This window comes from Brevibacterium sp. LAARM2_SD2 (assembly GCF_057364785.1).
In genome coordinates this window covers 26524-52614 of sequence record NZ_JBNFOM010000029.1, presented here as the reverse complement: position 1 = coordinate 52614, position 26091 = coordinate 26524, and the positions used below count along the sequence as shown (strand labels likewise).

Below are 26091 nucleotides of genomic sequence, written 5' to 3'. Positions count from 1 at the left end.
GCCGGTCGAGACTGACGATGCGACTGCACGGCGCGCGCCGTTGCGGCCGGAGTCTCGCTGCCGACGCCCCGTGACCACGCCGAGGCGATCCTCGCGTGCGGTCGGGATACGGCCGACCCCGCCGCGGTCATCGTCGAGGGGGCCGGGGGTCTCCTCGTCGACTTCGGCGACGGTCACACGCTGGCCGACATCGCTTCCGCGCTCATCGAGCTCGATCCCGCGGTCCGGGTCGAATTCGTCATCGTCAGCCGGGCGGGCCTCGGAACCCTCAACCACACGGCACTGACCTGTGAGGCCCTGCGGGCCCGCGGGCTTCCCATCGGCGGAATCGTCCTCGGCTCGTGGCCCACCGATCCCGCTCCGGTCGCCGTCGACAACCGTCGCCGCCTCGGCGACAGCGCTCCGGTGCTCGGCGCCGTCCCCGCCGGCGCCGGACAGCTGCGCCCAGCCGCCTTCCGCGCCGCGGCAGGCAGCTGGACGAGCCTCGCCTGACTCAGCCCACGCGGCGACCGGACCATTCAGGGGTGCTGCGGGCCACCTCGGCGATCGTTGCTGCGATCTCCGCGGGGAACTCCGTGACGGCATCCGCGGTCTGATCGACGTGGAGGGCGAGGATCTCCTCGGTCGCGACGACGCGGCCGTCGACGATCATCTCGTAGGCGAGATGGAGCTTCTTCGCCCCGGCGGCGACGAGCTGCGGACGGACGATGAGCGTCGACCCGAGCGAGACCTCGTCGAGGTACCGGACGTGGGACTCCACCGTGTAGAGGGAGCATCCGGTGGCCTCCCGATACGCCGCATCGAGGCCGAGCTCGTCCATGATCGCATCGGTGGCGAACCCGAAGACGAGGACGTAGAACGCCTCGGAGAGGTGCCCGTTGTAGTCGATCCACTCCTCCCGGACAGCGGTGCGGTACTCGCTGAGTCGACGCCCGGTGCCGGACGCGTCCGGGTCGGCAGCGCCTGGGCCGGCGCCATCGTCTGTCGCGGCGGCGTCAGGCTGAGTCGCAGCCGGGGTCGCCGCAGCAGTGGCACTCCCGCCCGAGGCGAGGTCGGCGGTGAGCCTGCGCAGGGCGACGATGCCGGCATCGCGGGCGGAGACGAGGTCGGCGATCGAGCGCCCCGCACTCTCGTCCTCACAGCCGACGACGACGGCATCGCGCAGCGCAGGCGTCAGCTCGGGGGCGTCGAGTCGCGTCCACGGAGACTTCAGCGAGGGACCGAAGTGGTCGAGCATGTGGGCCATGCCGCCCTCACCCCCGGCGAGGTGGAAGGTGAGCATCGGCCCCTGGAACGGCCAGCGCAGGCCCGGACCGTCTGTGATCGACCGGTCGATCTGCTCGACGGTGGCCTCGCCCGTCTCGACCATGTGCAGGGCCTCGCGCCACTGCGCCTCCTGGAGGCGGTTGGCGATGAACCCGGGGACCTCGCGGTCCATGCGGATGACGGACTTCCCGATGCGGGCGTAGAAGTCCGCGGCCCAGTCCACGGCGGCCGGGTCGGTGGCCTCGCCGCCGACGACCTCGACGAGGGGGATGAGGTAGGGCGGGTTGAACGGGTGCCCGACGACGAAGCGCTCGGGGCGGGTCACCTCGGTGGCCATCTCCGTCATCGAGTACCCCGACGTCGATGACCCGATGATCACCGAGGCGGGGGTGAGCACGTCGATGTCGGCGAAGAGGCGGCGCTTGAGGTCGAGGTTCTCCGGCGCGGACTCCTGGACGAAATCGGTGCCGTCCAGCGCCTCGGCGAGGTCGGTGTGGATCGTCCAGGCGGTGCGGTCGGCACCGGGGACCATGTCGAGTTCGGCGAGGGCGGGCCAGGCGGCGTCGATGAGGCGGGTGAGGCGCTCACCGGCCGTGGGATCGGGGTCCCAGACCTTGACCGTGTACCCGCGGGCGAGGAAGTACGCTGCCCAGCCGCCGCCGATCGTTCCCGCGCCGATGCAGGTGATCGTCCGCACGGACTCGGGGGCGGGGAAGGAGGAAGGTGCGGTCACAGGTCGGCTCCCATCGCGGTGGCGGTCTGCACGCGCAGATCGAGGATCTCGCGGGCTTCGTCGGGGGTGGCCACCTCGGCGCCGAGGTCCTCGATGATCGACACGGCGCGGTCGGTCAGGCCGGCGTTCGTCGCCTTGACCCCCTTGGAGATGTAGAGGTTGTCCTCGAGGCCGACGCGGGCGTGGCCGCCGGCGAGCACCGACTGCGCGACCCACGGCAGCTGGTTGCGGCCGATCGCGAACGAGGTGAACTCCGCGCCCTTGGGCAGGAGGTGGACCATGGCCTGGAGGAGACCGGCGTCGACGGGGGCGCCGTAGGGGATGCCCATGCACAGCTGGTAGAGCGGCGGCGGGTCGATGAGCCCCTCTTCGACGAGGACGTTGGCGAACCACAGGTTGCCGGTGTCGAAGATCTCGAGTTCGGGTCGCACCCCCAGGGTCTGGATCTTCTTCGACCCCTCGCGCAGCATGTCCGGGGTCGAGACGTAGATGTTCGACCCCTCGCCGAAGTTGAGGGATCCGCAGTCGAGCGTGCAGATCTCCGGCAGGAGCTCCTCGACGTGGGGGAGGCGCTCGAGGGCGTTGACGAGGTCGGTGCCCGGCATCTGCGTCGTCGGATCCTGGGGGTCGATGACGAGGTCGCCGCCCATGCCTGCGGTGAGGTTGATGACGGGGTCGACGTCGGAGGCGCGGATGAGGCGGACGACCTCGCGGTAGTAGGCGACCTCCCGGGAGCCGAGCGTGGTCTCGAGATCGCGGACGTGGATGTGGACGACCGAGGCGCCGGCCCGGGCGGCGGCGATCGCGTCGGCGGCGATCTCCTCCGGGGTGACGGGCACGTGCTCGCTCTTGCCCGCGGTATCGCCGGCACCGGTGACGGCACAGGTGAGAATGACTTTGCGATTCATGATGACTCCTCATCAGGTTCGGGGGTGATGATCGCTCGCCGCAGGTAGCGGTCGAGGCGGTGACGGAACGTCGGCACGTCCATGATTCCGGTGACGACTTTGATGCCGAGGCCGTCGACGACGGAGGTGAGCTCGTCGGTCATCTCCGTCGCATCGCCGGGCCGGAAGACGCCGCTGGCCTGACCGTCTTCGAGGGTGGCGCGCACCGTCCGCGACCACCGGTCGTATCCGGCGGGATACGCGGACTCCGCCGGGTCCTCGACGGCGAGGCGACTCCACGTCTGAATCCAGATCGACCATTCCCGACGCGCGTCGGGGCCGATGGGCGACTGGAGTTCGAGGAGGCGCTCGAGGCGCCGGCGCGGCGAGACGATCTCGTCGAGCCACGCGACCTGACGGTCGAAGGCGAGCTTGACGGAGAACTCGAGGGTGGCGTCGAAGAGCTCCGACTTTCCGGCGAAGTGGTAGTGCACGGCCGCGCTCGAGACGCCGGCGGCCTCGGCGATGTCGGCGATGCGGACGGCATCGTAGCCGTGGCGGGCGAAGAGGTCCCAGGCGGTCTCGACGATGAGACGGCGCGGCGAGGACTGATCGGCCTCGTCGAGCGCCGAGGCGGTGCGCAGTCCGGCGGGGACCGCCGAGACCGTCGACTCGTCGCCGAGCAGCCACCGCACGGTCACGCCGGTCGCCGTCGCGAGGCCGAGGAGCTCCTCGGCGGTGAACTTGCGCCGGCCCGAGAGCGACTTCGACAGTTTGGTCTCGTCGATGCCGATCGCCCGGGCGAGGCTGCGCTGGGACAGGCCGCTGCCGGCGACGGTCTCCCGGGCGCGGGCGGCGATGCTGGTGGCCATGCCTCGAGCCTACGACAGCGTCTGCGGCAATCGCAAGGAAATATGATGATCAATCAGTGTTTGCGATTCCGGTGGCGTGGGCGCAGCGGGAGAGCAGCGTGTGGTCAGCGGTCACCGTCGTTGGTGATCGGCGGGCCGCGCGGATGCCGCCGACCGTCACGCGGATGCCGCCGACCGCTCCGCGGTGCGGCCCGTGGCCTGGGCGGGGTCGGGAAACCCGCGGCGAACCGATATCCTCGGACGAATGAACACCCGCACTTTCTCTCGGAGGCCCCGATGACCGACACTCCCCACGACCGCATGCACGTCGTCTCCGATGAGACCCGCAATCTCGTCAACCTCGTGCTCGACTACTCACGGCGGCGCACCCTCGCCGTCGACACCCCGCTCGACCACCCGATGAAGGACTCCGAGCTGACGCGGCTGGCCGGGCCGACGATCAGCGAGGAGGGCCTCGGATCGGCCCGTGCACTCGCGATCTTCGAACACATCTTCGCCCCCGCGTGCATCACGACCGACCACCCGAAGTACCTCTCCTTCATCCCCAGCGCCCCGACGAAGGCCGCCGTGGCCTTCGACCTCGTCGTCTCCGCCAGCGCCCTCTACGGAGGGTCGTGGCTCGAAGGCGCCGGAGTCGTCCACGCCGAGAACGAGGTGCTGTCGTGGCTCGCCTCGGAGTTCGGCCTCCCGAAGACCGCCGGTGGGGTGTTCGTCCAGGGCGGCACGATCGGCAACCTCTCCGCGCTCGTCGCGGCCCGGGAGGCGCAGAAGGCGAAACTCGGCGACACGCGACCGGGCCGGTGGGTCATCGTCTGCAGCGCCGAGGCGCACTCCTCGGTGAAGTCCGCTGCCGACGTCATGGACGTCGACATCGCCCCCGTGCCCACCGATGAGTCCGGAATCCTCCGACCCGAGGGCGTCCGGGAGGCGCTCGAGGAGCACGGCGATGCCGTCATCGCCGTCGTCGCCACCTCGGGGACGACGAACTTCGGGACGATCGACGACATCGCCGGAATCGCCGCGCTCAAGGACGACTTCGACTTCTGGCTCCACATCGACGGCGCGTACGGGCTCGCCGCGATGCTCTCACCGCTCGCCAAGCACAAGTTCGCCGGTGTCGAACGGGCCGACTCCGTCATCGTCGACCCGCACAAGTGGCTCTTCGCTCCCTTCGACGCGTGTGCGCTCATCTACCGCGATCCCCGCAACGGCCGGCGCGCCCACACGCAGAAGGCGGAGTACCTCGACACCCTCACCGAGTCCGATGAGTGGAGTCCCTCGGACTACGCCATCCAGCTCACGCGCCGCCCGCGCGGCCTGCCCCTGTGGTTCTCGCTCGCGACCTACGGTGCGCAGACCTATCGCGACGCGATCAGCTATTCGATCGATCTCGCCCGGCAGATCAGCACGGAGATCAAGAAGCGGCCGAACCTCCGCCTCGTGCGCGACCCCGAGCTCTCCGTGGTCGTCTTCGAACGCGTCGGCTGGGAGCGCGAGGACTACGACGCCTGGTCGGACAAGCTGCTCGAGGAGCAGAGGGCCTTCGTCGTCCCCAGCTCCCACGACGGTCGTCCGAACGCGCGGTTCGCGATCGTCAATCCGCTCACGACCTTCGACGACCTCGTCGACATCCTCGACACCATGGAGTGAGCCCGCCTCATCCGACGGCGCCGCTCTCCCGATGCAGGGAGAGCGGCGCCGTCGGCGTTCTCAGGGTGAAGTCGACGTTTTTCCGGGTGAAGTGTCGTCAGGCCCGGCGTTGTCGGGCCCGGTGGTGCCGGGCCCTGTGCCGTCAGGCCCGATCAGGCCCGGTCGGTCCCGCGGGGCCGCAGCTCGACGGTGAAGACAGGCAGGAGCGCCTGCGTGATCGGTCCGATGCTCAGCGCGTAGAGCGCGGTGCCGATCCCGATGACCCCGCCGAGCGCCCACCCGACGGCGACGACGGTGACCTCGATGAGCGTGCGCACGAGCCGGATCGAGCGTCCGGTGACCCGGGAGAGCCCCGTCATCAGGCCATCGCGCGGCCCCGGACCGAACTGCGAGCCGATGTACATCGCCGAGGCGACCCCGTTGAGGACGACGCCGGAGACGAGGAGGACGATCCGCCACCCCAGGTCCTCGGGCCGCGGCAGGAAGAGCAGGGTGACGTCGAGGGCCGGACCGATGAGCAGGGCATTGAGCATCGTGCCCAGGCCCGGCATCTGCCTGAGCGGGATCCACGCGAGGAGGACGAGCACCGAGGTGATCGTGATGATCGTGCCGAACGTCAGCGGAACATGCCTGAGGATGCCCGAATGGAGCACGTCCCACGGGATCATGCCGAGGCCGGCGACGACGACCATCGCCATCGACGCACCGTAGAGGTAGAGGCCGACGAGCAGCTGGACGAGACGGCGGGGGAGCCGTCCTCCGGACAGCTGCTGGAGCGGTCCGACGTTGGCGAGTTCGCGGCGCGGTGGGGGAGTCGAGGCCATGGCGTGGACTTTCGGTCGGTCTTCGGCGGAGGACCGCACGGGAGTGCGGTGTCTGACCATGATGACGCGAATTGGCATTGCGGAAAATAGCCAATTGCGACAAAGTGGTTCCATGACGACTGCGATGGGAGCCCGCCGGCTGGCCCGGATCATCGGCACCGGCCCGTTCGCGCCGCCGGCCTATGAGTCGCTTGCCGGGGCGATCGCCCACGCGGTCTCCGATGGCCGCATCCCCGTCGGCGTCCGCCTGCCGAGCGAACGCGAACTCGCGACCGCCCTCGACCTGTCCCGGACGACGTCGTCGCGGGCGTACGCCCGGCTGCGGGAACTCGGGTTCGTCCGCACGCGGCGGGGGTCGGGCAGCCTCGTCGAGCTTCCCGAGGTGCCCGGCGGTCGCATCGACCACCTGCTCTCCCCGACGGAGCCGACGGCGGGCTCGATCGATCTCACGTGCACGGCCACGGTCGCACCGCTCGGGCTCGTCGACGCCTATGAGCGCGCGGTCTCGCAGGTCCACGCGTATCTGCCGGGCACCGGCTACTATCCCTCGGGCATCCCGGCGCTGCGCGAACTCGTCGCCGACCGCTACACGCAGCGCGGGCTGCCGACCCGCCCCGACGACATCCTCATCACCTCCGGCGCCCTGGGCGGCGCGGCGATCGGCATCCGCGCCCTGCTCGGCGGGTCCGGCGGCGTCCTCGTCGAGAGCCCGAGCTACCCGAACGCGATCGCGACGATCGAGGGCGCCGGTGCCCGCATCGTCGCCTACCCGCTCGAGGTCGACGACGACGGCCGCCACCGCTGGGACGTCAGGGCGATGGGACAGACGATGCGCGAGAACCGCGTGCGCGCCGCCTACCTCATCCCCGACTTCCACAATCCCACCGGGGCGCTCCTGCCCGATGCCGACCGCGCAGCGCTGGCTGCGGAGCTCGGGAGATCCGGAGTCGTTCCCGTCGTCGACGAGTCGCTTGTCGAGCTCGGCCTCAACGGCACGCCGGGACAGACGCCGCTGTCGGTGTTCGCCCCCGATTCGATCGCCGTGGGGAGCACGAGCAAGATCTTCTGGGGCGGACTGCGGGTCGGCTGGATGCGGGTGCCGGCCGCCCGGATGGAGGAAGCCGCCGCCGTCCGCCTCACCCTCGACCTGGGGGCGCCCGTCCTCGAGCAGCTCGTCGCCGTCGAACTGCTGCGCAACCACGATGAGCTCGTCGCGCAGATGCGAGCCCGGCTCGCCGCGGCCCGTGACCGCCTCGTCGCCGACGTGCGCACCCACCTTCCGAGTTGGCAGGTCGCCGTGCCCGACGGCGGCATGGCGCTGTGGGCGCGGCTCCCCGAGGAGCGCTCCGGGGCGCTCGTCTCCGCCGCCCGGGCGCACGGCGTCACCCTGGCATCGGGTCCGAACTTCGCCCCGATCGGCGGACTCGACCGGTGGATCCGCCTGCCCTACACCGTCGCCGAGGCGGAACTGGCCGAGGTCGCCCCGCGCCTGGCCGCGGCGTGGGAGGACGCCCTGCGGATGCCCGGTCCCCTCCCCGACGAACGTGCGCGGATCGTCGCGTGACCGGCTGGCAGACGCTCGGCTGCCTCGGTGCCGTGGCCGTCGGCATCATCGCCGGCATCCTCATCCCCGGTGCCGGGGACCTCGCCGGACAGCTCGTCACCCCAGTGCTCGTTTTGCTGCTCTTCTCGACGTTCGCCACCATCCCGCTGCCCGGGGCGGCACGCGCATTCGGAAGGCCGCGCTTCGCGCTCACGGTCCTCGGACTCAACTTCCTCGTCGTCCCTCTCGTCGTCGCGGGAATCCACCTCGCTGTGCCCCTGCCGGGCCCCGTCGTCGTCCCGGTGCTCATCGTCCTGCTCACCCCGTGCATCGACTACGTCATCGTCTTCACCGGGCTGGCCGGCGGGGCCGCGGACAGGCTGCTCGCGCTCACCCCCGTCCTCATGCTCGCCCAGATCCTCCTGCTCCCGGTGTGGCTGCGGGTCATCCTCGGCGAGGACGCGACCGCGGCCCTCACCCCCGGCCCCTTCCTCTGGGCGCTCGTCGTCTTCATCATCGTCCCGCTCCTCGCCGCGGCGCTCCTCCAGGTCGCGGCAGCCCGGTCGGCCGGGGCCGCGCGCGTGCTCACGGGAGCGACCGCGGCGATGACGCCGCTCATGCTCCTCACCCTTGCGATCGTCGCCGCCGCCGAGGCGGCCGTCGTCCTTCCCCATCTCTCCGACCTCGGTCCCGCGGCCCTTTCCTTCATCGTCTTCGCCGTGGTGATGACGGGCATCGGCTGGCTCGTCGGCCGGACGAGTCTGTCCGGGCCGGGGGAGCGGCGGGCCCTGATCTTCACCGGAGTGACGAGGAACTCGCTCGTCATGCTGCCTCTCGTCCGCGCTGTCGATCCGGACGGCCTGGGCACCGCGGCCGTCGTCACCCAGACACTCATCGAACTCGTCACGATGGTCGCCCTCGTGTGGCTCGTGCCGCGGATCGTTCCCCGCACTGCGATGTCCGAAAACCGCTAGCACCGTACCGTGCAGGGGAGCAGAATGGTCATATGCTCTCCACGGATCAGTGCTATCAGGCAGTCGCCGGCCGCGACCGGCGCTTCGACGGCATGTTCTTCACCGCCGTGTCGACGACGCGGATCTTCTGCCGCCCCTCGTGCCCGGCGCGCACGCCGATGCGGGAGAACGTCACGTTCTATCCCACCGCTGCCGCTGCCGTCGAGGCCGGCTATCGGGCGTGCAAGCGGTGCCGACCCGATGTCAGTCCCGGGTCCCCCGACTGGGATGTCCGCGCCGATGTCAGCGCACGCGCGGTGCGGCTCATCCGCGACGGCCTCGTCGACCGGTCGGGCGTCTCGGGACTGGCCGCGGCACTCGGCTACAGCAGCCGCCAGCTCGGCCGGGTCCTCCACGCCGAACTCGGGGCCGGGCCCTTGGCGCTGGCCCGCAGCGAGCGGGTCCGCACCGCGCGCACCCTCGTCGAATCGACGACGCTGACGATGAGCGAGATCGCCTTCGCCTCGGGATTCTCGAGCATCCGTCAGTTCAACGACACGTTCAGGGACACGTACGGTCTGGCCCCCGGGCGGCTGCGCACCGGTTCGCGGGTGCCGCGCGGCGACGACCTCGTCGTCCGGCTCGCGTACCGGTCCCCGTTCGACTTCGACCATCTCGTCGCCTATCTCGCCGCCCGTAGCGTGCCGGGCATCGAAGAGGTCGGGGACGGGCGCTACACCCGGTCGCTGCGACTCGCCCACGGGCCCGCCGTGATCTCGCTCGCCGCCGGGACCGGGGCCTTCGTCAGCTGCCGCCTCCACCTCGCCGACACCCGCGACCTCGGGGCGGCAGTGGCGCGGGCACGCCGAATCCTCGATCTCGACGCGGATCCCGCCGCCGTCCACGGGACCCTCGCCGAGGCGGGGCTGAGCGACCTTGCCGCCCTCGTGCCGGGAATCCGCTCACCGGGGCACGGCGATCCGGTCGAGCTCTCCGTCCGCACCGTGCTCGGCCAGCAGATCTCGATCCGCGCCGCCCAGACCCATCTCACCCGCCTCGTCGAGTCCACCGGTGAGATGCTTCCCACCGAGATGCGCACGGGTGCCGTCGATCGGGTGTTCCCGAGCGCCGAGGCGATCGCGGAGCTGCCCGATGACGCGTGGGCGCTGCCGGCCAAGCGCATCGCCACACTGCGCACCCTCGCCGAGGCGCTCGCACGGCGCGACATCGACCTCGGTCCCGGCTGCGACCGGGAGGAGGCCGCGGCAAGACTGCTCGCGCTGCCCGGCGTCGGGCCGTGGAGCGTCGGCTACATCCGGATGCGCGCCCTCGGCGATCCCGATGTCCTCCTCGGCTCCGACCTCGGGGTGCGGAAGGCGCTCGAGGATCTCACCGCCGACGCCGGAGCGCGGGGGCTGCCCGACCTCGACCGGGCCCGTCCGTGGCGGTCGTATCTCACCCATCTGCTCTGGGCCCTCCACGCCCGATCAGTCGCGCCGGGTCCCTGACCGCAGAGCAGTCCTCACCGCAGACGACCCCGCTGCCATGACGGCAGGGCACCGTCGACCACACCATCCATCCCACTGAGAGGAACGACCATGACCTTCACGACTCCGAGGACCGACGTCCTCATCTACTCGATCATCGACTCACCCGTCGGGCAGATCCTGCTCACCTCGGACGGGACCAGCCTCACCGGTGCCTACCTCGACGGATTCGCCGAGGTCCTCGACCGCCTCGCGGTGCGCACCGGCGCCGATCCGGTTGAGGATCCCGACCTCGACGTCCTCGTCGCGACGCGAGCGCAGCTGGGGGAGTACTTCGCGGGGGAGCGGACAGAGTTCACCCTGCCGCTGGCCCCCCTCGGCACCGACTTCCAGCTGCAGGTATGGGAGGCCCTGACGACGATTCCCTTCGGTCAGACCGCCGGCTACGGCGAACTCGCGGGATGGATCGAGCGCCCGACCGCGGCGCGTGCCGTCGGGGCGGCCAACGGGAAGAACCCGATCAGCATCATCGTCCCCTGCCACCGGGTCATCGGCGCCGGCGGTGCGCTCACCGGATATGCGTGGGGCGAGGAGAGGAAGCAGACGCTGCTCGACCTCGAGCACGGTGCAGCGCTCAGCCGACCCTGAACATCGCCACGGGCGGCCGATCTCGCCTTCTTCGCGTCATCAAGCGGGAGCGCGGATACGGGCGCGTGCCCGGCCCCGCATCCGCACTGCCCCTTGATCGAGCGAGATACCACGCTGAGGCGGCATACGACGAAGGCCCCGGACTCATTCGTCCGGGGCCTTCGCCTTGCGGTGGACGCGGGTGGACTCAAACCGAACTCCTGGCAGATGTTCGAGCGGCGAGACACCGCGTGGGAACAGGCGAAACTCGGTCTTCGCGACGAGCCGCCGGGTGCCGCAGAGAACGAGCCCGGAGTCGTAGCAAACCCTAGGAGACGAGCTAGAACACCCCTGACAGAGACTCAAGTGGACGCTATCCGAACTGCCCGTGCGAACGGCGAGAGCGTGGTCTCCATCTGTCGGTGGTTCGGCATCCACCGGATGACGGTTTGGACGCACACAAGGGACATTCGTAGAGCCGTGGCTTGACCGTACCGAGCTGCCGACAAGGGAGCGCGCAGTTACAGTGACGCTACGAAGTCATCTAGCAGTGACCGCTCAAAGACCGACAAGGACGAAACGTCTCGCGTTGCGACTGAGGCGATGGCACTCAACATCTCGTCTAGCGTCCGAGCGCCACCAACATTTCGAAGAAGCTGTCGCGACACCTCAAGAGGGAGGCCATATTCCTCGATAGTTGCGAGGTGAGGCGCAGAGAACATACTTTCCACTCGGGCAGCGAAACCGTCAAAAGACCCAGCATCCAGACCCCGCTCGCTTAAAACTGCGCCGGAGATCACACCTAGTGCGCGCAGGGACGCAGGAAAGTTGTGGTCGAGCCAGTACCTTACGAAATCAAACGCTGCCTCAATGCGGTCGTCTACCGTTCCGCGGCCATCATTTGAGTCATCCACGAAGCTCACAAGGATATCTTTCATGCGGCCCTCAGCAAGTGCCGCCTGGTTGATTCTGAATGCAAGCTGGCTCGCACTGTAAGCTCCGTGACCTACGTGGTAGTCCGGCGCTATGAAGTCCCAAATCAGTTGACAGGCGAGACTCAGTTCCTGCCAATTGGGATACAACGTGGACCACTGAAGGCCCCGAAGTCTGGCTACTGGAAGCGCTCTCAAGTGGTTGGCGAGCTGGGCTACCGACTCTGGTTCTACACCCCTGACCTGTCGCAGAACTGCCATTCCGAGCCCTGCATCCTCCAGTACGGGCGTCAGGCGTTCTCTTGTCTGTTCGCTCCAGTCGTCTTCCTCGATCTGCACGAGAAGCGAACCCGGAGCAGAGTCGCTCTGCGTTACCCCCGGAATATCAATATTGGGTAGTTCACGGCGCGGCTCGTCGTGGAAGAGATAAATCTGCCCGACGAAGTGTTTGAACATGCGTCCGACGCGCCCTTTAATGTTGGCAAAAGTGAAGTAATTATAGGCTCTGTTCGCGATGTTTCGATCGAGGATAATGATGCGCTTGGCGCGCGTATTGACGCCCTCTATAAGGGAGTTGGTACAAACCAACACATCGAGATCGCCCGACTCAAATCCTTGGACAACGCGCTGAGCCAGCCACCGAGGCAACCTACCGTGATGTACTCCAATTCCGAGGCGAAGCGCTTTCGCCACTATCCAATCAGGGTGGTAGTTCTCCTCTATCCATGATGCCGCGTCAGGCAACCCCGGCGAATCCTGCGCTCTTTCGCTTCTAACAGAGATGAGTTCCTCAAGAACCTTGCGCGTCTTTTGGGGTGATTGGCAGTAGACAAGGGTCGGTTCACACGCAACACCAACCAGCTCCACCGTACGTGCAATGCGCTCGGCATCATTGGAGGCATCAAGCCGTATAGTGTCGGCAGCGACAGTTGAGAAGTTAGTACGAATGAACGAAGCTCGAAAATTCTCAGGCAGCAGTTCCGACAACCCTTCAACGACCGGACCGGCAAAGTAGAACTGAGCTCCTGTTCGGGCGAGTCTTAGAAAAGCTTGGTTGAGAATTGAAGATCTTTGATCCAAGAGACCGTCCTTCTCATCGGCAAGCTTATAGAACTCGTCGATGAAGAATAGGTCGATGCTGGGAAGGACAGGGACTGCGAGAAGTCTCTCCTGCGTCATTACACAGATGTTTCGCTCCCCGAATTCCTGATTTGGATGCGTAATAATCTTGTATCCGACGTAACGAGACAATCTGCGTCGAGTCTCATCCAGGAGCGCAATGGTAGGAACGATTACGACAACATTACTGTAGTTCCCAGTCTCGATTAGCGCATCAACTACTACGCTTTTCCCAAAGCTCGTCGGAGCCGAGAGAATAACATTCTCCCCCTCGACTAGCCGATGGAAGACCTGGGATTGGATGCGATGGAAAATCGTCTCCTGAGTAGCATTCGGCCGATTCATCTCCATCACGACCGCGTCCCTGAGCGCGACTCCACCCTCATGGCCGACGATGTAGGGGTAAAGCCCGTGCTGGATCATCAGGCTCCGCAGCATCTCGCCATAATCCCCGTCGCGATCGAAGTACTCCAGCGCACGTATGACCAGTTCAGTACTCTCGCCTCCGACACCATGCAACGCGGTGAATGAGGCGATATCCGCGATCAGGTGGAAAGGCTCCTCAGTTGTTTCGTGTAGACGGTCGACTAAATCTTGGTAGTTGACTGCCACGCCTTTAGCCTTCCATCGAATGCGGATGTGAGTGCAGCTTTAGTACTCATCGGAAAGTAAATTACGTGCGCTCGGATTTTCCGTGGAAGCGTCCACTTTCCATATCTCCCACTCAGGCTGTCCCAGTTGGCTAGCACTTCCGCTTGGAGGTCAGAAATATACTTTTCCGTGCTCTCCAAATGGCTGCCCGCCGCGTTGCTGTCGTACGAAATGAAGATTGGGACAACGACACTCTTGAAGGTTTGATCCAAAGATGTTTCGCGCGCAAGGAGTTTTGTTAGCTTCTGCCGCTGTGGATGATCTTGAGGAATCTTGTCAGAAATGGCCGCGAACTCGTACTTTAGATAGTCCCGACTCAGGTGCAGCTTAAGTTCGTCATAGATTGCCGTCGCTGCACTGTAACTGTCTTGATAGAGCTTGGACTCCCCAAGCCAAAGCTCAATCTCGGAGCCGTCAGACGACTCGACAATGTGGGCACAGTCGAAACCTTTTACTGTATCGTTCGCGGCATCCTTGAAATAGATTCTCGAAATCAGTCTCGAACTTAGGAAGAACTTCCGCAGGATAATGTGGAGAAGCAACTCACCAATCTCACCTCGCTTCTCGTAGTCGATTGTCTTGTACACCCGACTCAATGCTTTTCCGAGCAGAGCGACGCCATTCGCGTGGTTATACCCGCTTAGCTCTTCCGGGGGAAGAATCCAGTCAGCTGCCCAAGCGATGAGATCGTAGCTCAAGTCCTCTGAACGCCATGCTCCATCCTCGAAGCCTGCACAAAACACAGAGGTTGGCAACAACTCGTCAGTGTGCTCAACTACGAGTTCGAGAATGGTCTCGGGTACTGAGCCGGTGCTTGTCATATCGATCAGCTGATAACTTCAGGATCGAACCCGATAGTTGCAAACTTCGTTCATCGGTTCTCTCCTTCGAGGTCATGCGCACATCGCCGACCGCGTGCTGGTTCGATCGTTTAGGGCTGAGTCTATCGCGGCAGGGCCGCTCAACCGCGAGATTCAGCGCCGACATGCCGGCCCAGCCTGGCAAGCGCAAGCCATCGGCTCCAGCAGCATCGCCGCTCGACGTTGCCGCCACTACAAACGCAACTCGCGGTCAGTCAGCGGCTTGCCTCGTACTGAGGTCTTGGCCCTGGCGGCATAAACCCCGGAGTCAACCAAACCTTCAGCAGTCCCATCTGGGACCACCTGCCCCCACAGACCCGCCCCAGCGTGTCCACGATCTGGCGGATCCTCAAACGCCACAACCAGATCACCGCCCAACCCCAGAAACGCCCCCGCTCCTCCTGGCACCGCTTTCAAGCCGCGGCCCCTAACGAATGCTGGCAATCCGACTTCACCCATTGGCCCCTGGCCGATGGCACCGATGTCGAGATCATCTCCTGGCTCGATGACCACTCCCGCACACTCCTCGACACCAGCGCCCACCCGAGAGTCACCGGACCCATCGTCATCGACACCTTCATCACCACGATGGACGAGCACGGGCTGCCAGCGGCGACACTGACCGACAACGGGATGGTCTACACGACCCGGTTCGCGCAGGGAAAGGACGGACGGGCCCGGCAGCCCAACGGGTTCGAACAGCTCCTGGCCGATCTGCACATCGACCAACGCAACGGGGCACCGAACCATCCGACGACGCAGGGCAAGATCGAACGCTTCCACCAGACCCTCAAACGCTGGCTGGCCGCGGCCGGACCCGCCGAGACCCTCGCCGACCTGAACACTCAACTGCAGCGCTTCACCCACGTCTACAACACGCTAAGACCCCACCGGGCGATCGGGCGGTCCACTCCCGCCGAGGTGTATTTCGCGACCCCGAAAGCCGAACCCGTCATCGAGGTCGACTCCCAGGTCTGGCGCATCCGCTATGACCGCGTCGACCGCGACGGGAAGGTCTCAGTCCGCTACGCCGGCAGACTGTGGTACTTAGGGATCGGTCGCGCCCACGCCGGGACCCGAGTCATCCTCCTCATCCACGGAGCGAAGACGATGGTCATCGACCGCAGGGCTGGTGAGATCATCGTCGAACACCTCATCGATGCGCAGAAGAACTATCAGCCACGGCTGAGACCGGAACGATGCCGTGAGACATACCCGGGTCAGAAAAGAGAAATGTGCCGCGACATCGTAGGAACGATGTCGCGACACATCACAGCGGTGGAGGTAAGGGGATTCGAACCCCTGACCTTCTCCATGCCATGGAGACGCGCTACCAACTGCGCCATACCCCCGCTTGCCTGATCAATATTACTCAGGCGCGGGCTGTGCGCCAAATCGGCGGTGCGTGACGCTCGGCACATCCCGCGGAAAGGCGCTGGTGACGCCGATGGCAGGCTGTGACACCGGGCCCGCGACCAGGGTCCGACCTGCCGCGGGCCCGGGACCGCTCAGACGAACGGGCGGACGTGCCAGAGGTAGCGCGCGATGTCGCGTTCGCGGCGCCGGGCCAGTTCCTCCCGGGCGGCCAGTCTGCTGACCTCGGCGATGCGACGGTCGACGTCGCGCTGCGTGACCGCGGCTGACGCGACGTGCGGACGCCGAGCCCACCGGACCAGGCGCAGACCCGCGGACAGGGCGACCCGTCTGGGAAAGGTGAATGCAAATGTTGTCGACACGATTAGTCCTCAATTGTTTTCGGGCAGGGGGAATCCCCAGAAGAGTGTTGAGTGAAACTCACTGGTTCGACCGTGCGGCAATGCACGAGAAGCAATGAGGTGAAATGCTCGCTGAACAGAATTCCGAGACACCGGCACCGTGCCGCGTGACGATCACAGGGAGGACGTGAGGATCACAGTCCGGGTGTGAGGGCCACGGGGGCGTTCGATGCGCGAGGCGCAGTGGAATCGCCGGCGTTCAGAGTGCCGGCGGAAGAAGACGAGTCAGGCTGGAAGGATCAGCCGTCGAGTCCCAGTCCGCCGACCGAGCAGGCAGCGAGCGTCGTCGGACGGATGTCGGAGTCCGGAAAGACGGGGTGGAAGATGTCGAAGATATTCATCTCAGCTGCACTCCTTTCATGGTCGTGGATCGTCGATGAGCGGCGTCAGTGCTCATGGGGAACAATGCAATTGTTTATGGTTGCGAATCCGTAATTGCACTCACGAAGTTATCACAGTCTTACAGTGTTGTGGGACTTCTGGTCAGAATTGCTGAACTTTATCTCTCCGCCGGTCATTTCCCGTGGCGTCGGCATTGTGCGCAGACCCACATGTCACCATGTGCGGAATGCCCAGCGCGGACCGCCTGCGCCCACGTAGAATCGCTGAGAGAACCGCTACCAGCCAGGAGTCCTCCATGTCAGAATCCGCTGCCTCTCTGCCGCGCCTCGTCGTCGGCTACATCGCCACCGACCGCGGACGCGACGCCATCTCCCTGGCGATCTCGATCGCCCGCTCCGTCGCCGTCGAACTCGTCGTCACGATCATCCGGCCGAGACCTCGACGTTCCACGCTGCCGGGTCGATCCCCAAGGACGGGACGGGAATCGTCGCCCAGCAGCTCGACGACTGGCTCGAGGAGGCCCTCGCGCTCATCCCCGACGACATCGCCGCCCGCGGTGTCATCCACACCGCGACGAACGAGTCGAAGGGACTCATGGAGGTCGCCTCCGACGAGGACGCCGTCGCCATCGTCATCGGTGCGCGTGCGACGACGCTCATGCGCCAGTTCCGCATCGGCACGGTCGCCACCTCGCTGCTCCACTCCTCCGAGGTCCCCGTCGTCCTCGCCCCGGCCGGCGCTCGGACATCGGCCCGGTCTCGCGCATTACTGCGCTCTTCGGCGCCCGTCCCGGTGCTGCCGCCCTCGTCGGGTCGGCGATCGAAGCCGCAACCGCCTTCGACGTGCCCCTCCGTCTGCTCGCGCTCATCGAGAACGACGGCATGGCCGAGGACGAGGTCGCTGAGGTCACCGAGTTCGCCGAGGAGTTCGGCGGAGCGATGCTCGCCGGTCGCGCCTCCGACCTCTTCGCCTCCGGCCGGGCCACCGTCGTCTCGGAGGCCGGCGCCGACATCGAGGAGGCCGCCGAGAGCGTCGAATGGATCTCCGGTGAGCTCGCCTTCATCGGCTCGAGCGGCTCGGTCACGGGCGCGTGTTCACTGCGTCGCCCGGGCCCGCCGCCTCCTGCGCGTGCTCCCCGGTGCCCGCGTCGTCATCCCGCGTCGCACCCTGTCCGGCGCCGCCCCTGCGGAGGCCTCCGACACCGCCGAGGCGGCCACCGCGGCCGACGACAGCTGAGCGTGGGGGAGCCAGAGCGCCGCGACCTCAGCGTCGCCGGGCATCCCACCCCGGTGTGGGTCCACCCCGGACGCAGGCCCGGGCGACCGGTGCTCATGATCCACGGCTTCCGGGGCGACCACCACGGTCTCGACCGGATCGCCCACGCGATGCGCGATCGCACCGTCATCGTCCCCGACCTGCCGGGCTTCGGTGAGGCGGCGCCCCTGACCGGCGGTCTGAGTCTGGCCGCCTACCTCGATCATCTCCGCCTGCTCATCGCCGAGGTGACCGCTCAGTGGGAGGCCGTGCCGATCCTCGTCGGCCACTCCTTCGGGTCGATCCTCGTCTCGCACCTCGCCGCAGACGATCCTGCCGCGATGCCCGAACTCGTCCTCATCAACCCGATCACCACGCCCGCCCTCGAGGGCTCGGCACGCGTCCTCACGGCACTGACCCGGGTCTACTACGAACTCGGCGCCCGCCTGCCGGAGCGACCCGGCCGGGCCCTGCTCTCGAGTCCCGTCATCGTCCGGCTGATGAGCGAGGTGATGGCGACGACGAAGGATCCCGGGCTGCGCCGCTACATCCACGACCAGCACGCCCGCTACTTCTCGACCTTCAGCGACCGGCGCTCCCTCGCGCAGGCCTTCGACGTGTCCGTCGCCCACACCGTCACCGAGGTGGCCCCCGACCTGACGATGCCCCTCCTCGTCATCGCGGGGGACCGGGATGCGATCGCCCCGATCGACGTCACGCGCTCCGTCGTGCGCGGACTCGACGACGTCAGGTTCGTCGAACTCTCCGGGGTGGGGCACCTCGTCCACTACGAGCGGCCCGAGGCGGCCGCCTCGGCGATCGAGGAGTTCTCCCGCACACGCGACTGACCGCGCCGCAGATGCTCTGCGACGCGGTCAGCGATGTCTCAGGTCAGCGGTGACCCGACATGAGGATCAGGAGCGACGATCGACGATCGCGTGGTAGATCATCGGCAGCATGAAGGCGATCGAGGCGACGACGAGGCCGGCCCAGAACACCCAGAACTCGGTGCCGGCGGGGGAGGAGAACGCCGCGCCGAAGAGGTAGATCGAGAAGATGAAGAGCGCGAAGCAGACGACGAAGACGACGACGTCAGCGAAGTTCGCGGAGTTCTGCGTTCTCTGCGCGGCGGGGTTGGACATGTTCTCCTCCGAGACTTGCGGCGATACGGCGATGATCAGCCATCAGTCTACATGCCGTAGAGAACGACACGGGCATTCCGGCGGGGGCCGTGTCAGTCCCGGGCGTGCGAGGTCAGTCCCGGTCGTACGAGCGCTCCGGGGCGAGCCAGCCGAGCAGCGCGGAGACCACGGAGACGATGATCGCGGCGAGGATCGCCTGGAAGAAGAACGAGTCGATCGTGAAGACGAACGGCGTGAACCCGCTCAGCCAGCTCGTCAGCGCGAGCATCGCGGCGTTGATGACGATCGAGAACAGACCGAGCGTCAGACAGGTGATCGGTGCCGACAGCACGCTGATGATCGGTTTGATGAAGGCATTGGCCAACCCGAAGATCAGACCGATGACGAGGTAGGAGACGACCATCGCGAAGACCGGACCGACCTGTTCCTCGATGAGCTCATTGCCGGCGATGCTCACGCCGGGCAGCAGCCACACGGCCACCCAGATGGCGAAGGCGTTGATGCCGACTCGGAAGAGGAAGTTCATGGTCATATCCTTTCACTCCCGTCTGCGGGTCCACTGAGTCAGGGATGGGAAAGCCGTGTCCGCGACCCCGTCCGCTGATCCCTGACCTGTGCCGATGAGACAGGGTGCCTGATGCGATCGTGACCGATGACACCGCCTGGCGCGGGCGCTCGGCAGGTAGGCTGGGGGCAGAGTTCCCATCCCACCGATGTGCATCTACCGAGTGCAGAGCAGTTCACCACGGCGGCACCGAATCCTCGCAGCGCATTGCGAGGCAGAAACGAAGAACGCCATGCAGCACCCCGATCAGAGGACACCGCACACCGAGCCCCCGACCGCCGAACCCGGCCTGCTCCGCGCCGTCGGTCTCAGCTATTTCCCCATTGCCTTCCTCGCCCGCATGCCCTATGCGATGGTCGTCGTCGGCGTCCTCACGCTCGTCGTCGCCGGCCGCGACTCGCTCAGCCTCGGCGGCCTCAACTCCGCGATGGTCGGGCTCGGCACGGCGATCTTCGGCTCCTTCATCGGCGCCGCCGCCGACCGCTGGGGACAGCGTCCCGTCCTCCTCGTCGTCGGGGCGATCAACAGCGCGGCTCTGCTCTTCCTCGCCTGGGTCGTCTTCTCCCCGCTGCCCGACGTCGTCGTCCTCCTCGCGTCCTTCCTCATCGGAGCGAGCGCCCCGCAGGTCTCCCCGATGTCGCGCTCCCGCCTCGTCGACGTCATCCTCTCAGTGCTGCCCGGCACCCGGCAGTCGAAGGTGCTCAACGGCACGATGGCCTACGAGTCCGCCGCCGACGAGGTCGTCTTCGTCTTCGGCCCCTTCATCGTCGGGCTGCTCGCCACATGGTTCTCACCCGTCGCCCCGATCATCGGTGCCGTCGCCATGACGCTCATCTTCGTCACCGCCTTCGCCCTCCACCGCAGCGGTCGCATCGCGACGTCGGGCGCAGCCGCCGCCGTCGTCAAGGGACCGGTGCGCGACCTCTTCACCGGACGGATCTTCGTCGTCGTCCTCGGCGTCTTCGGCATCGGGCTCGTCTTCGGTTCGACGCTGACGGCCCTGACCTCGCTGATGAATGACCTCGGCCACCCCGAACAGGCCGGGCTCGTCTACGGTGTCCTCGGCATCGGCTCGGCGATCCTCGCGATCTCCGTCGCCCTCTTCTCCCCGCGCTTCGCCCTCTGGGCGAGGCTGCTGTGCTTCGCCCCGCTGCTGCTCGCCGGCACCATCGTGCTCGCGACCGCCTCTGCGATGCCCGGGGTCGTCATCGGGCTCCTCCTCATGGGCACGGCGATCGGGCCGTCGCTCGTCACCCTCTTCAGCCTCGCCGCCGAACGCAGCCCCCGCGGACGCTCGGCCACCGTGATGTCGATGGCGGGATCGGCGATCATCGTCGGACAGTCCGTGGCCTCGGCGCTCGGCGGCATCCTCGCCGAGGAGGTCGGGACGTCCACGGCCATCGCCGTTCCGATCGGGGCCGCGATCGTCGTCGTCCTCGCCGCCCTCCTCAACGTCCTCGTGCGCTTCCGCCAGCGGAAACGAGACGTGGTTCACACGTAGATTCCGCGATCTGGGACACCTCTTCCCATTCCACCGAAAATGTGCTGTGTGCCATGTCGTGGGAGTAGAGTAACCGGTTGTTCGCGCTCCTACATCGCGCGATCGCACGACACAACGGAAAGCACGATATGTCTACCAGCACCTCGACGACCGAGGTCGTCAAGAGCGATACGCGGTTCTTCGGACACCCGCTTCCGCTCTTCCAGCTCTTCAGCCTCGAACTGTGGGAGCGCTTCTCCTACTACGGCATGAACGGCATCCTCGCCCTCTACCTGTACTTCCAGGTCACAGACGGCGGACTCGGACTCCCGCAGGCCACAGCGGTCGGGATCGTCGGCGCCTACGGCGGTGCCGTCTTCCTCGCCACCATCCTCGGCGCCTGGGTCGCCGACCGCATCCTCGGCGCGGAGAAGGTCCTCTTCTACTCGGCGATCATCATCATGGCCGGCCACATCGCGCTGGCGCTCGTGCCGGGATTCGGCGGAGTCGCCGCCGGCCTCATCCTCGTGGCCCTCGGGTCCGGCGGCCTCAAGGCCAACGCCTCCGCGCTCGTCGGTGAGCTCTACGAGGAGAAGGATCCCCGCCGCGACGCGGGCTTCACGATCTTCTACATGGGCGTCAACATCGGAGCCCTCTTCGGCCCGCTCATCACCGGTCTGCTCCAGCAGAACATCGGCTTCCACTACGGCTTCGGCGCCGCCGCCGTCGGCATGGCGCTCGGCCTCGTCATCTACGGCAGCGGCCGGAAGAAGCTGCCCGCCGAATCGCGCACCGCGGTCAACCCGCTGCCGAAGTCGAAGCTCTACCTCTTCATCGTCGCGGTCGTCGCCGTCGTCGTCCTCGCCACCGTGCTGTGGATGACCGGTCTCGTCAACCCCGAGAACCTCGACTGGTGGATCGCCGGCATCTCCGCGGCAGCCGCAGCGTGCTACTTCATCGTCATGTACACCTCGCCGCAGACGAACGCCACCGAACGCTCCCGGGTGCTCGCGTTCATTCCGTTCTTCATCACGAGCGTCGTCTTCTGGTCGATGTACCAGCAGATCTTCGGTGTCCTCACCGTCTACTCCGACGGTCAGCTCAACCGGTCGATCTTCGGGTGGGAGATGCCGATCAACTGGATCCAGCTCATCCCCGCCGCGTTCGTCATCATCTTCGCGCCGCTGTTCGCGACGATGTGGATGAAGCTCGGTCCCAAGCAGATCTCGACCCCGGTCAAGGCGGGCCTCTCGCTCGTCTTCATCGGCCTCGGATTCCTCATGTTCCTGCCGTATGCGACCGCGCCGGCGAACTCGACGCCGCTGCTGTGGGTCTGCCTCATCCTCGCCATCTTCGTCTTCGGCGAGCTGCTCATCTCCCCGGTCGGCCTGTCGTTCTCGACGAAGGTCGCCCCGAAGGTGTTCCAGTCGCAGATGATCGCCGTGTTCTTCCTCGCCTCCGGTGTGGGAACCGCACTCTCGGGTGTGCTCGGCGGCTACTTCGATCCGGCGAACCAGACCCCGTACTGGACGTCGATCGGCGGCACCTCGATCGTCCTCGGGCTCCTCGCGCTGACGCTGACGAAGCCGATGCTCAAGATGCTCAAGGGCGTGCGCTGATCCGCCTCTGACACCCGTATGTCTGACACCCGTCACCGCGGGTGACCAGACCGCAGGGAACCGCCCTGTCCGGAACTTCCCGGACAGGGCGGTTCTCCTGTCGGAGTCAGACCCCGATGAAGATCGGCAGCGCCTGCGGATGGTGGGCGGCGACGATCGTGAGGAAGACGATCGCGTCGAAGATGAGATGGACCGTGACGGTGTAGGGCAGGGACTTCGTCTTCGTGAAGATCACCGCCTGGACGACGGCGAAGGGAATCGTCAGCAGCGGACCGATCGACCGGTAGCCGAGCTCCCAGAGGAACGAGACGAAGATGATCGTCGTGAGCACGTTCGCCGTCCAGAAGTCGAAGTGCCGGCGCAGCAGGGCGAAGACCGTGCAGATGAAGAACAGCTCGTCCCAGAGGCCGACGGCGTTGACGCCGATGAAGAGCCTGAGGATCTCATGCCATTCGGTCACCGCCGGCCAGTTGAGGTAGACCCCGGTGCGGAAGAAGTACTGGGGGAGGACGAGCCAGGCGACGACGACGACGAAGATCAGCCAACCCCACTCGAGCTTCGACCACGGCTGACCGTGCCGGCGCGGGTAGACGATGCTCTTCTCCTTGAACCAGTACCGGGTGACGAGGAAGGGCCCGATGACGACGGCGCTGAGCACGATCCCCATCCGCAGGATGTTCGTCCACGAGATGTCGGCTTCGACGGAGATCGCGGAGATGAGCGCGAGAGCCCCGGCGATGACGCTGAGATCCCGGGCGAAGCTCCGGTCCGCGGTCGTCCACGCGAGGATGAGGGACGCGGCCATCGGCGCATAGCCCCACACCTTGACGGCCCGGAACTCCGTGCCGATCCCGAAGAGGATCACCGCCGAGGCGGCGAGGAGGACCGCGGCGAGCCCGGGACGTGAGACGACGCTCCATCTTCTCGGTTCGGTCTGTTCCTCCACGTCACCCACTCTAATCGAGACGGGCAGGGCGCATTGGTGAAGAGCGGCGCCCACGTCCTAGGATCGACGGAGACATCCCCGACCGGACGACTCACCGCGACTCCTCCGGCCCGACGCAGCGAAAGGACGTGCGTGGACCCCGAGGCCTATTCCCGGATCATCGCCGGAGCTCTGCCGGTCGGCAGTGAGAGCGTGCCCCTCGCCGAGGCGGTCGGTCGGATCCTCGCCCACGACGTCGTCGCCCGGGATCCGATCCCGGCCTTCGCCACCTCGGCGATGGACGGCTACGCCCTCGACGCCCGCGCCCTCGCCCGGGCCCGCACGGGCGCCCCCGTCTCCGTGGTCGGCGACGTGCCCGCCGGCTCACCGCCCGGTCGACATCGCCGCCGGCACAGCGGTGCGGGTGATGACGGGTGCCGCCGTCCCGGCCGGTGCCGTGGCCGTCGTCCCCGTCGAATTCACCGATGCCGCTCGGACCGGAGAGATCCCTGAGACGATCACCGTCGCCGGCCTGCCGGAGACGATCGTCGGCCGGTGGAACATCCGCGACGTCGGTGAGGACACCGCGGTCGGCGACATCGTCGTCCTCGGCGGTCAGCGCCTGGGGGCCGCGGCGATCGGGTCGCTCGCGATGCTCGGGGAGACCACCGTCGAGGTGCGACGGCGGCTGCGCGTCGGACTCATCGTCACCGGCGACGAACTCGCCGCCGCCCCGGGGGCTGCGACGGCGACCGCGCCGATCATCCCGAACTCGAACCTGCCGATGCTCTCAGCCGCCATCGTCACCGCCGGGGCGATCCCGCACCTGGGCACGAGCAGCGACGATCCGGCCGAGTTCCTCGCCGTGCTCGACGGTCTCCTCCCCGACGTCGACCTCGTCATCACGACCGGCGGGATCAGCGCCGGGGCCTTCGAGGTCGTGCGGGCGAGCCTCGAGGGCACCGACTCCGAGTTCGTCCGGGTGCGCCAGCGTCCCGGGGGTCCGCAGGGGCACGGGCGCCGCGGCGGCGTGCCCCTGCTCCACTTCCCGGGCACCCCGTCCGGCGCGCTCCTGTCTTTCCATCTCTTCGCGCTCACCCTGCTGTCGGGGACCGACCTCGCCGCACGCTGGCAGCGGGCCGTCTATGCCGGCCCCGACCTCGCCGGACACGTCAAGGGCGTGTCCTTCGTCCCCGTCACCGTCTCCGTCGAGGGCACCGTCGTCCCGGCCGAACGCGCCCGGCTGCGCGACTTCGCCGGTGCCGACGCGATCCTCCGCGTGCCCGCCGCACCGGCGGCGATCTCCGCCGGCGACCTCGTTCAGGTGCTCCCGCTGCCGGCCACCGGCCTCGCGGGGTAGCGGGCGGCGAGCGCGCGTGCGCGCACCGGTCCTAGACTGAGAACCATGGACCTTGCCCGCTACACCCGCCAGATCCGCCTCCGCGGATTCGGCGCAGAAGCCCAGGAGAGACTGCTCGCCTCCCATGTCGTCGTCATCGGCGCCGGGGGCCTCGGGGCGCCCGTGCTCACCTATCTCGCCGCCGCCGGGGTCGGCACCATCAGCGTCATCGACCCCGACGTCGTCGAGCTGAGCAACCTCCACCGGCAGTTCCTCCACGCCGAGGAGGAGGTCGGCAACCGCAAGGTCGACTCCGCGGCCCGGCGGCTGGCCGGACTCAACTCCGACATCGAGATCATCACGCACCCGGTGCTGCTCACCGCCGACAACGCCGAAGAGCTGCTGACCGGGACCGACATCGTCGTCGACGGCAGCGACAACTTCGAGACCCGCTACCTCGTCAACGATGCGTGCGAGCTGCTCGGGATCCCCCTCGTGTGGGGCACGATCCTCGGCTTCGACGGACAGCTCGCCGTCTTCGACGCCCGCACCGGGTCGACGCTGCGCGACCTCCACCCCGAGATGCCCGCGCCCGGGTCCGTGCCCAACTGTGCGACCGCCGGGGTCATCGGCGCCCTGTGCGGCAGCATCGGCTCGGCGATGGCGATGGAGACGATCAAGGTGCTCGCCGGCATCGGCACGCCCCTGCGCGACGCCGTCTCGATCCACAGCAGCCTCGATGCGAGCTGGGAGACGATCCCCGTCGCCCGCGACCCCGAACGCCGGCCCGTGACGAGCCTCGAGGACCACCGCAGCGGCGGTGCACCGGGGCCAGCCGTCGCCCCCGCCGCGGCAAACGCGCCTGCCGCCTCGGCGACCCCATCTGCCGACGAGGCCATCCCGGTCATCACGTGGGAGGGCCTCACCCGCGACGACGTGCTCGTCGACATCAGGGACGACGACGAGGTGTCGGCGGGCAGCGTCGCCGGAGCCGCCCACATTCCCATGGACCGACTCCTCGCCGATCCCGGGCTGCTCACGGCGACCGACGGTGCGACGGTCGTGGGGGAGTCGGCGCGCTTCGCCCTCTACTGCCGGTCAGGGGTGCGCTCGGCCCGGACGGTCAGCGCTCTGCGCCGGGCAGGGATCGACGCCGTGTCGATCTCCGGCGGCTACCTCGCTCACCTCTCCCGCGGCAGCATCGACGCCGCGTTCTGACCGACGGTCGCACCCCAAAACGGGGTCA

At 67.2% G+C, this 26091-nt stretch carries 24 protein-coding genes, 1 tRNA gene and 1 pseudogene; 14 read left to right on the top strand and 12 right to left on the bottom strand.

From position 1 onward, the window contains the following. Window positions 1–57 precede the first annotated feature (57 nt). Window positions 58–492 (top strand): ATP-dependent dethiobiotin synthetase BioD, encoded by a 435-nt coding sequence (gene bioD / locus AC2W7K_RS15795; protein ID WP_486006384.1) that lies wholly within the window; start codon window positions 58–60, stop codon window positions 490–492. A gap of 1 nt (window position 493) precedes the next feature. Here bioD and AC2W7K_RS15790 read toward each other — a convergent pair whose 3' ends face one another. From AC2W7K_RS15790 to AC2W7K_RS15780, 3 genes are read right to left on the bottom strand one after another with little or no spacing between them, the layout of a single operon-like run. Further along, window positions 494–1999, bottom strand: a complete 1506-nt coding sequence (locus tag AC2W7K_RS15790; protein ID WP_344249656.1) for a 3-hydroxyacyl-CoA dehydrogenase NAD-binding domain-containing protein — start codon at window positions 1997–1999, stop codon at window positions 494–496. Beyond that, complete coding sequence (locus AC2W7K_RS15785; RefSeq protein WP_198498662.1) at window positions 1996–2907, bottom strand: beta-keto acid cleavage family enzyme; 912 nt, start codon at window positions 2905–2907, stop codon at window positions 1996–1998. The genes AC2W7K_RS15790 and AC2W7K_RS15785 overlap by 4 nt, the downstream gene beginning before the upstream one ends. Then, window positions 2904–3758, bottom strand: coding sequence for a TetR family transcriptional regulator (locus tag AC2W7K_RS15780; RefSeq protein ID WP_344249654.1), 855 nt, complete (start codon window positions 3756–3758; stop codon window positions 2904–2906). The genes AC2W7K_RS15785 and AC2W7K_RS15780 overlap by 4 nt, the downstream gene beginning before the upstream one ends. Before the next feature lie 276 nt (window positions 3759–4034). On the opposite strand from AC2W7K_RS15780, the gene AC2W7K_RS15775 reads away from it, so the two are divergent. Next, complete coding sequence (locus tag AC2W7K_RS15775; RefSeq protein WP_486006381.1) at window positions 4035–5408, top strand: pyridoxal phosphate-dependent decarboxylase family protein; 1374 nt, start codon at window positions 4035–4037, stop codon at window positions 5406–5408. 152 nt (window positions 5409–5560) lie between these two features. Here AC2W7K_RS15775 and yczE read toward each other — a convergent pair whose 3' ends face one another. Then, window positions 5561–6232: a membrane protein YczE gene (gene yczE / locus AC2W7K_RS15770; RefSeq protein ID WP_344249651.1), complete on the bottom strand. Its 672-nt coding sequence runs from the start codon at window positions 6230–6232 to the stop codon at window positions 5561–5563. Between the two features lie 112 nt (window positions 6233–6344). On the opposite strand from yczE, the gene yczR reads away from it, so the two are divergent. The 4 genes from yczR (at window position 6345) to AC2W7K_RS15750 (ending at window position 10863) form a co-directional block, all read left to right on the top strand. Next, complete coding sequence (yczR, locus tag AC2W7K_RS15765) at window positions 6345–7796, top strand: MocR-like transcription factor YczR (protein ID WP_344249649.1); 1452 nt, start codon at window positions 6345–6347, stop codon at window positions 7794–7796. Beyond that, the gene (locus tag AC2W7K_RS15760) at window positions 7793–8749 is read left to right on the top strand and encodes an arsenic resistance protein (RefSeq protein ID WP_344249647.1); all 957 of its coding nucleotides are present in this window, start codon (window positions 7793–7795) and stop codon (window positions 8747–8749) included. Before yczR ends, AC2W7K_RS15760 begins: the two co-directional genes overlap by 4 nt. A gap of 32 nt (window positions 8750–8781) precedes the next feature. After that, window positions 8782–10236, top strand: coding sequence for a DNA-3-methyladenine glycosylase 2 family protein (locus AC2W7K_RS15755; protein ID WP_344249645.1), 1455 nt, complete (start codon window positions 8782–8784; stop codon window positions 10234–10236). Between the two features lie 90 nt (window positions 10237–10326). After that, a complete protein-coding gene (locus AC2W7K_RS15750; RefSeq protein ID WP_344249643.1) occupies window positions 10327–10863 on the top strand; it encodes a methylated-DNA--[protein]-cysteine S-methyltransferase in 537 nt (178 codons plus the stop codon). Between the two features lie 500 nt (window positions 10864–11363). On the opposite strand, the gene AC2W7K_RS15745 is transcribed toward AC2W7K_RS15750, so the two are convergent. Both AC2W7K_RS15745 and AC2W7K_RS15740 read right to left on the bottom strand, forming a co-directional pair. After that, complete coding sequence (locus AC2W7K_RS15745; protein ID WP_344249641.1) at window positions 11364–13505, bottom strand: DEAD/DEAH box helicase; 2142 nt, start codon at window positions 13503–13505, stop codon at window positions 11364–11366. Further along, window positions 13481–14365: a HamA C-terminal domain-containing protein gene (locus AC2W7K_RS15740; protein ID WP_344249639.1), complete on the bottom strand. Its 885-nt coding sequence runs from the start codon at window positions 14363–14365 to the stop codon at window positions 13481–13483. The genes AC2W7K_RS15745 and AC2W7K_RS15740 overlap by 25 nt, the downstream gene beginning before the upstream one ends. A gap of 366 nt (window positions 14366–14731) precedes the next feature. Between AC2W7K_RS15740 and AC2W7K_RS15735 the strand changes: the two are divergent. Then, window positions 14732–15259, top strand: a pseudogene (locus AC2W7K_RS15735) (DDE-type integrase/transposase/recombinase); the annotation flags it as partial. Window positions 15260–15683: 424 nt separating this feature from the next. Here the strand turns inward: AC2W7K_RS15735 and AC2W7K_RS15730 are convergent. From AC2W7K_RS15730 to AC2W7K_RS15720, 3 genes are all read right to left on the bottom strand, one after another. Continuing rightward, window positions 15684–15756 (bottom strand) — tRNA-Ala (locus AC2W7K_RS15730). A 156-nt stretch (window positions 15757–15912) separates the two neighbouring features. Continuing rightward, window positions 15913–16140: a hypothetical protein gene (locus tag AC2W7K_RS15725; protein WP_344249637.1), complete on the bottom strand. Its 228-nt coding sequence runs from the start codon at window positions 16138–16140 to the stop codon at window positions 15913–15915. An 803-nt stretch (window positions 16141–16943) separates the two neighbouring features. Further along, window positions 16944–17180, bottom strand: a complete 237-nt coding sequence (locus AC2W7K_RS15720; RefSeq protein ID WP_486006385.1) for a hypothetical protein — start codon at window positions 17178–17180, stop codon at window positions 16944–16946. Between AC2W7K_RS15720 and AC2W7K_RS15715 the strand changes: the two genes are divergently transcribed. Both AC2W7K_RS15715 and AC2W7K_RS15710 read left to right on the top strand, forming a co-directional pair. Further along, window positions 17116–17757, top strand: coding sequence for a universal stress protein (locus AC2W7K_RS15715; RefSeq protein WP_486006380.1), 642 nt, complete (start codon window positions 17116–17118; stop codon window positions 17755–17757). The two genes, AC2W7K_RS15720 and AC2W7K_RS15715, sit on opposite strands and share 65 nt — an antisense overlap. A gap of 95 nt (window positions 17758–17852) precedes the next feature. Further along, window positions 17853–18623 carry an alpha/beta fold hydrolase gene (locus tag AC2W7K_RS15710; protein WP_486006383.1) on the top strand — a complete coding sequence of 257 codons (771 nt, stop codon included), beginning with the start codon at window positions 17853–17855 and terminating at the stop codon, window positions 18621–18623. A 66-nt stretch (window positions 18624–18689) separates the two neighbouring features. Here AC2W7K_RS15710 and AC2W7K_RS15705 read toward each other — a convergent pair whose 3' ends face one another. Together AC2W7K_RS15705 and AC2W7K_RS15700 are read right to left on the bottom strand one after the other, a co-directional pair. Then, window positions 18690–18917, bottom strand: coding sequence for a hypothetical protein (locus AC2W7K_RS15705; RefSeq protein WP_344249631.1), 228 nt, complete (start codon window positions 18915–18917; stop codon window positions 18690–18692). A 112-nt stretch (window positions 18918–19029) separates the two neighbouring features. Then, window positions 19030–19443, bottom strand: a complete 414-nt coding sequence (locus tag AC2W7K_RS15700) for a phage holin family protein (protein WP_140955080.1) — start codon at window positions 19441–19443, stop codon at window positions 19030–19032. Between the two features lie 271 nt (window positions 19444–19714). Here AC2W7K_RS15700 and AC2W7K_RS15695 point away from each other — a divergent pair, with 271 nt between their 5' ends. Together AC2W7K_RS15695 and AC2W7K_RS15690 are read left to right on the top strand one after the other, a co-directional pair. Next, the gene (locus tag AC2W7K_RS15695) at window positions 19715–20983 is read left to right on the top strand and encodes an MFS transporter (protein ID WP_344249626.1); all 1269 of its coding nucleotides are present in this window, start codon (window positions 19715–19717) and stop codon (window positions 20981–20983) included. Between the two features lie 128 nt (window positions 20984–21111). After that, on the top strand, window positions 21112–22581 hold the full coding sequence (locus AC2W7K_RS15690; protein WP_198498673.1) for a peptide MFS transporter: 1470 nt from the start codon (window positions 21112–21114) through the stop codon (window positions 22579–22581). 106 nt (window positions 22582–22687) lie between these two features. On the opposite strand, the gene AC2W7K_RS15685 is transcribed toward AC2W7K_RS15690, so the two are convergent. Next, window positions 22688–23527, bottom strand: a complete 840-nt coding sequence (locus AC2W7K_RS15685) for a CPBP family intramembrane glutamic endopeptidase (RefSeq protein ID WP_344249623.1) — start codon at window positions 23525–23527, stop codon at window positions 22688–22690. Between the two features lie 132 nt (window positions 23528–23659). Between AC2W7K_RS15685 and AC2W7K_RS15680 the strand changes: the two genes are divergently transcribed. Genes AC2W7K_RS15680 through AC2W7K_RS15670 form a run of 3 tightly spaced genes read left to right on the top strand, consistent with a single transcriptional unit; the run spans window position 23660 to window position 26063 of the window. Further along, a complete protein-coding gene (locus tag AC2W7K_RS15680) occupies window positions 23660–24019 on the top strand; it encodes a hypothetical protein (protein WP_486006379.1) in 360 nt (119 codons plus the stop codon). Further along, on the top strand, window positions 23934–24866 hold the full coding sequence (locus AC2W7K_RS15675) for a molybdopterin-binding protein (RefSeq protein WP_486006378.1): 933 nt from the start codon (window positions 23934–23936) through the stop codon (window positions 24864–24866). The genes AC2W7K_RS15680 and AC2W7K_RS15675 overlap by 86 nt, the downstream gene beginning before the upstream one ends. A 45-nt stretch (window positions 24867–24911) precedes the next feature. Beyond that, window positions 24912–26063 carry a ThiF family adenylyltransferase gene (locus AC2W7K_RS15670; RefSeq protein ID WP_344249619.1) on the top strand — a complete coding sequence of 384 codons (1152 nt, stop codon included), beginning with the start codon at window positions 24912–24914 and terminating at the stop codon, window positions 26061–26063. The last annotated feature ends 28 nt before the right edge of the window (window positions 26064–26091 follow it).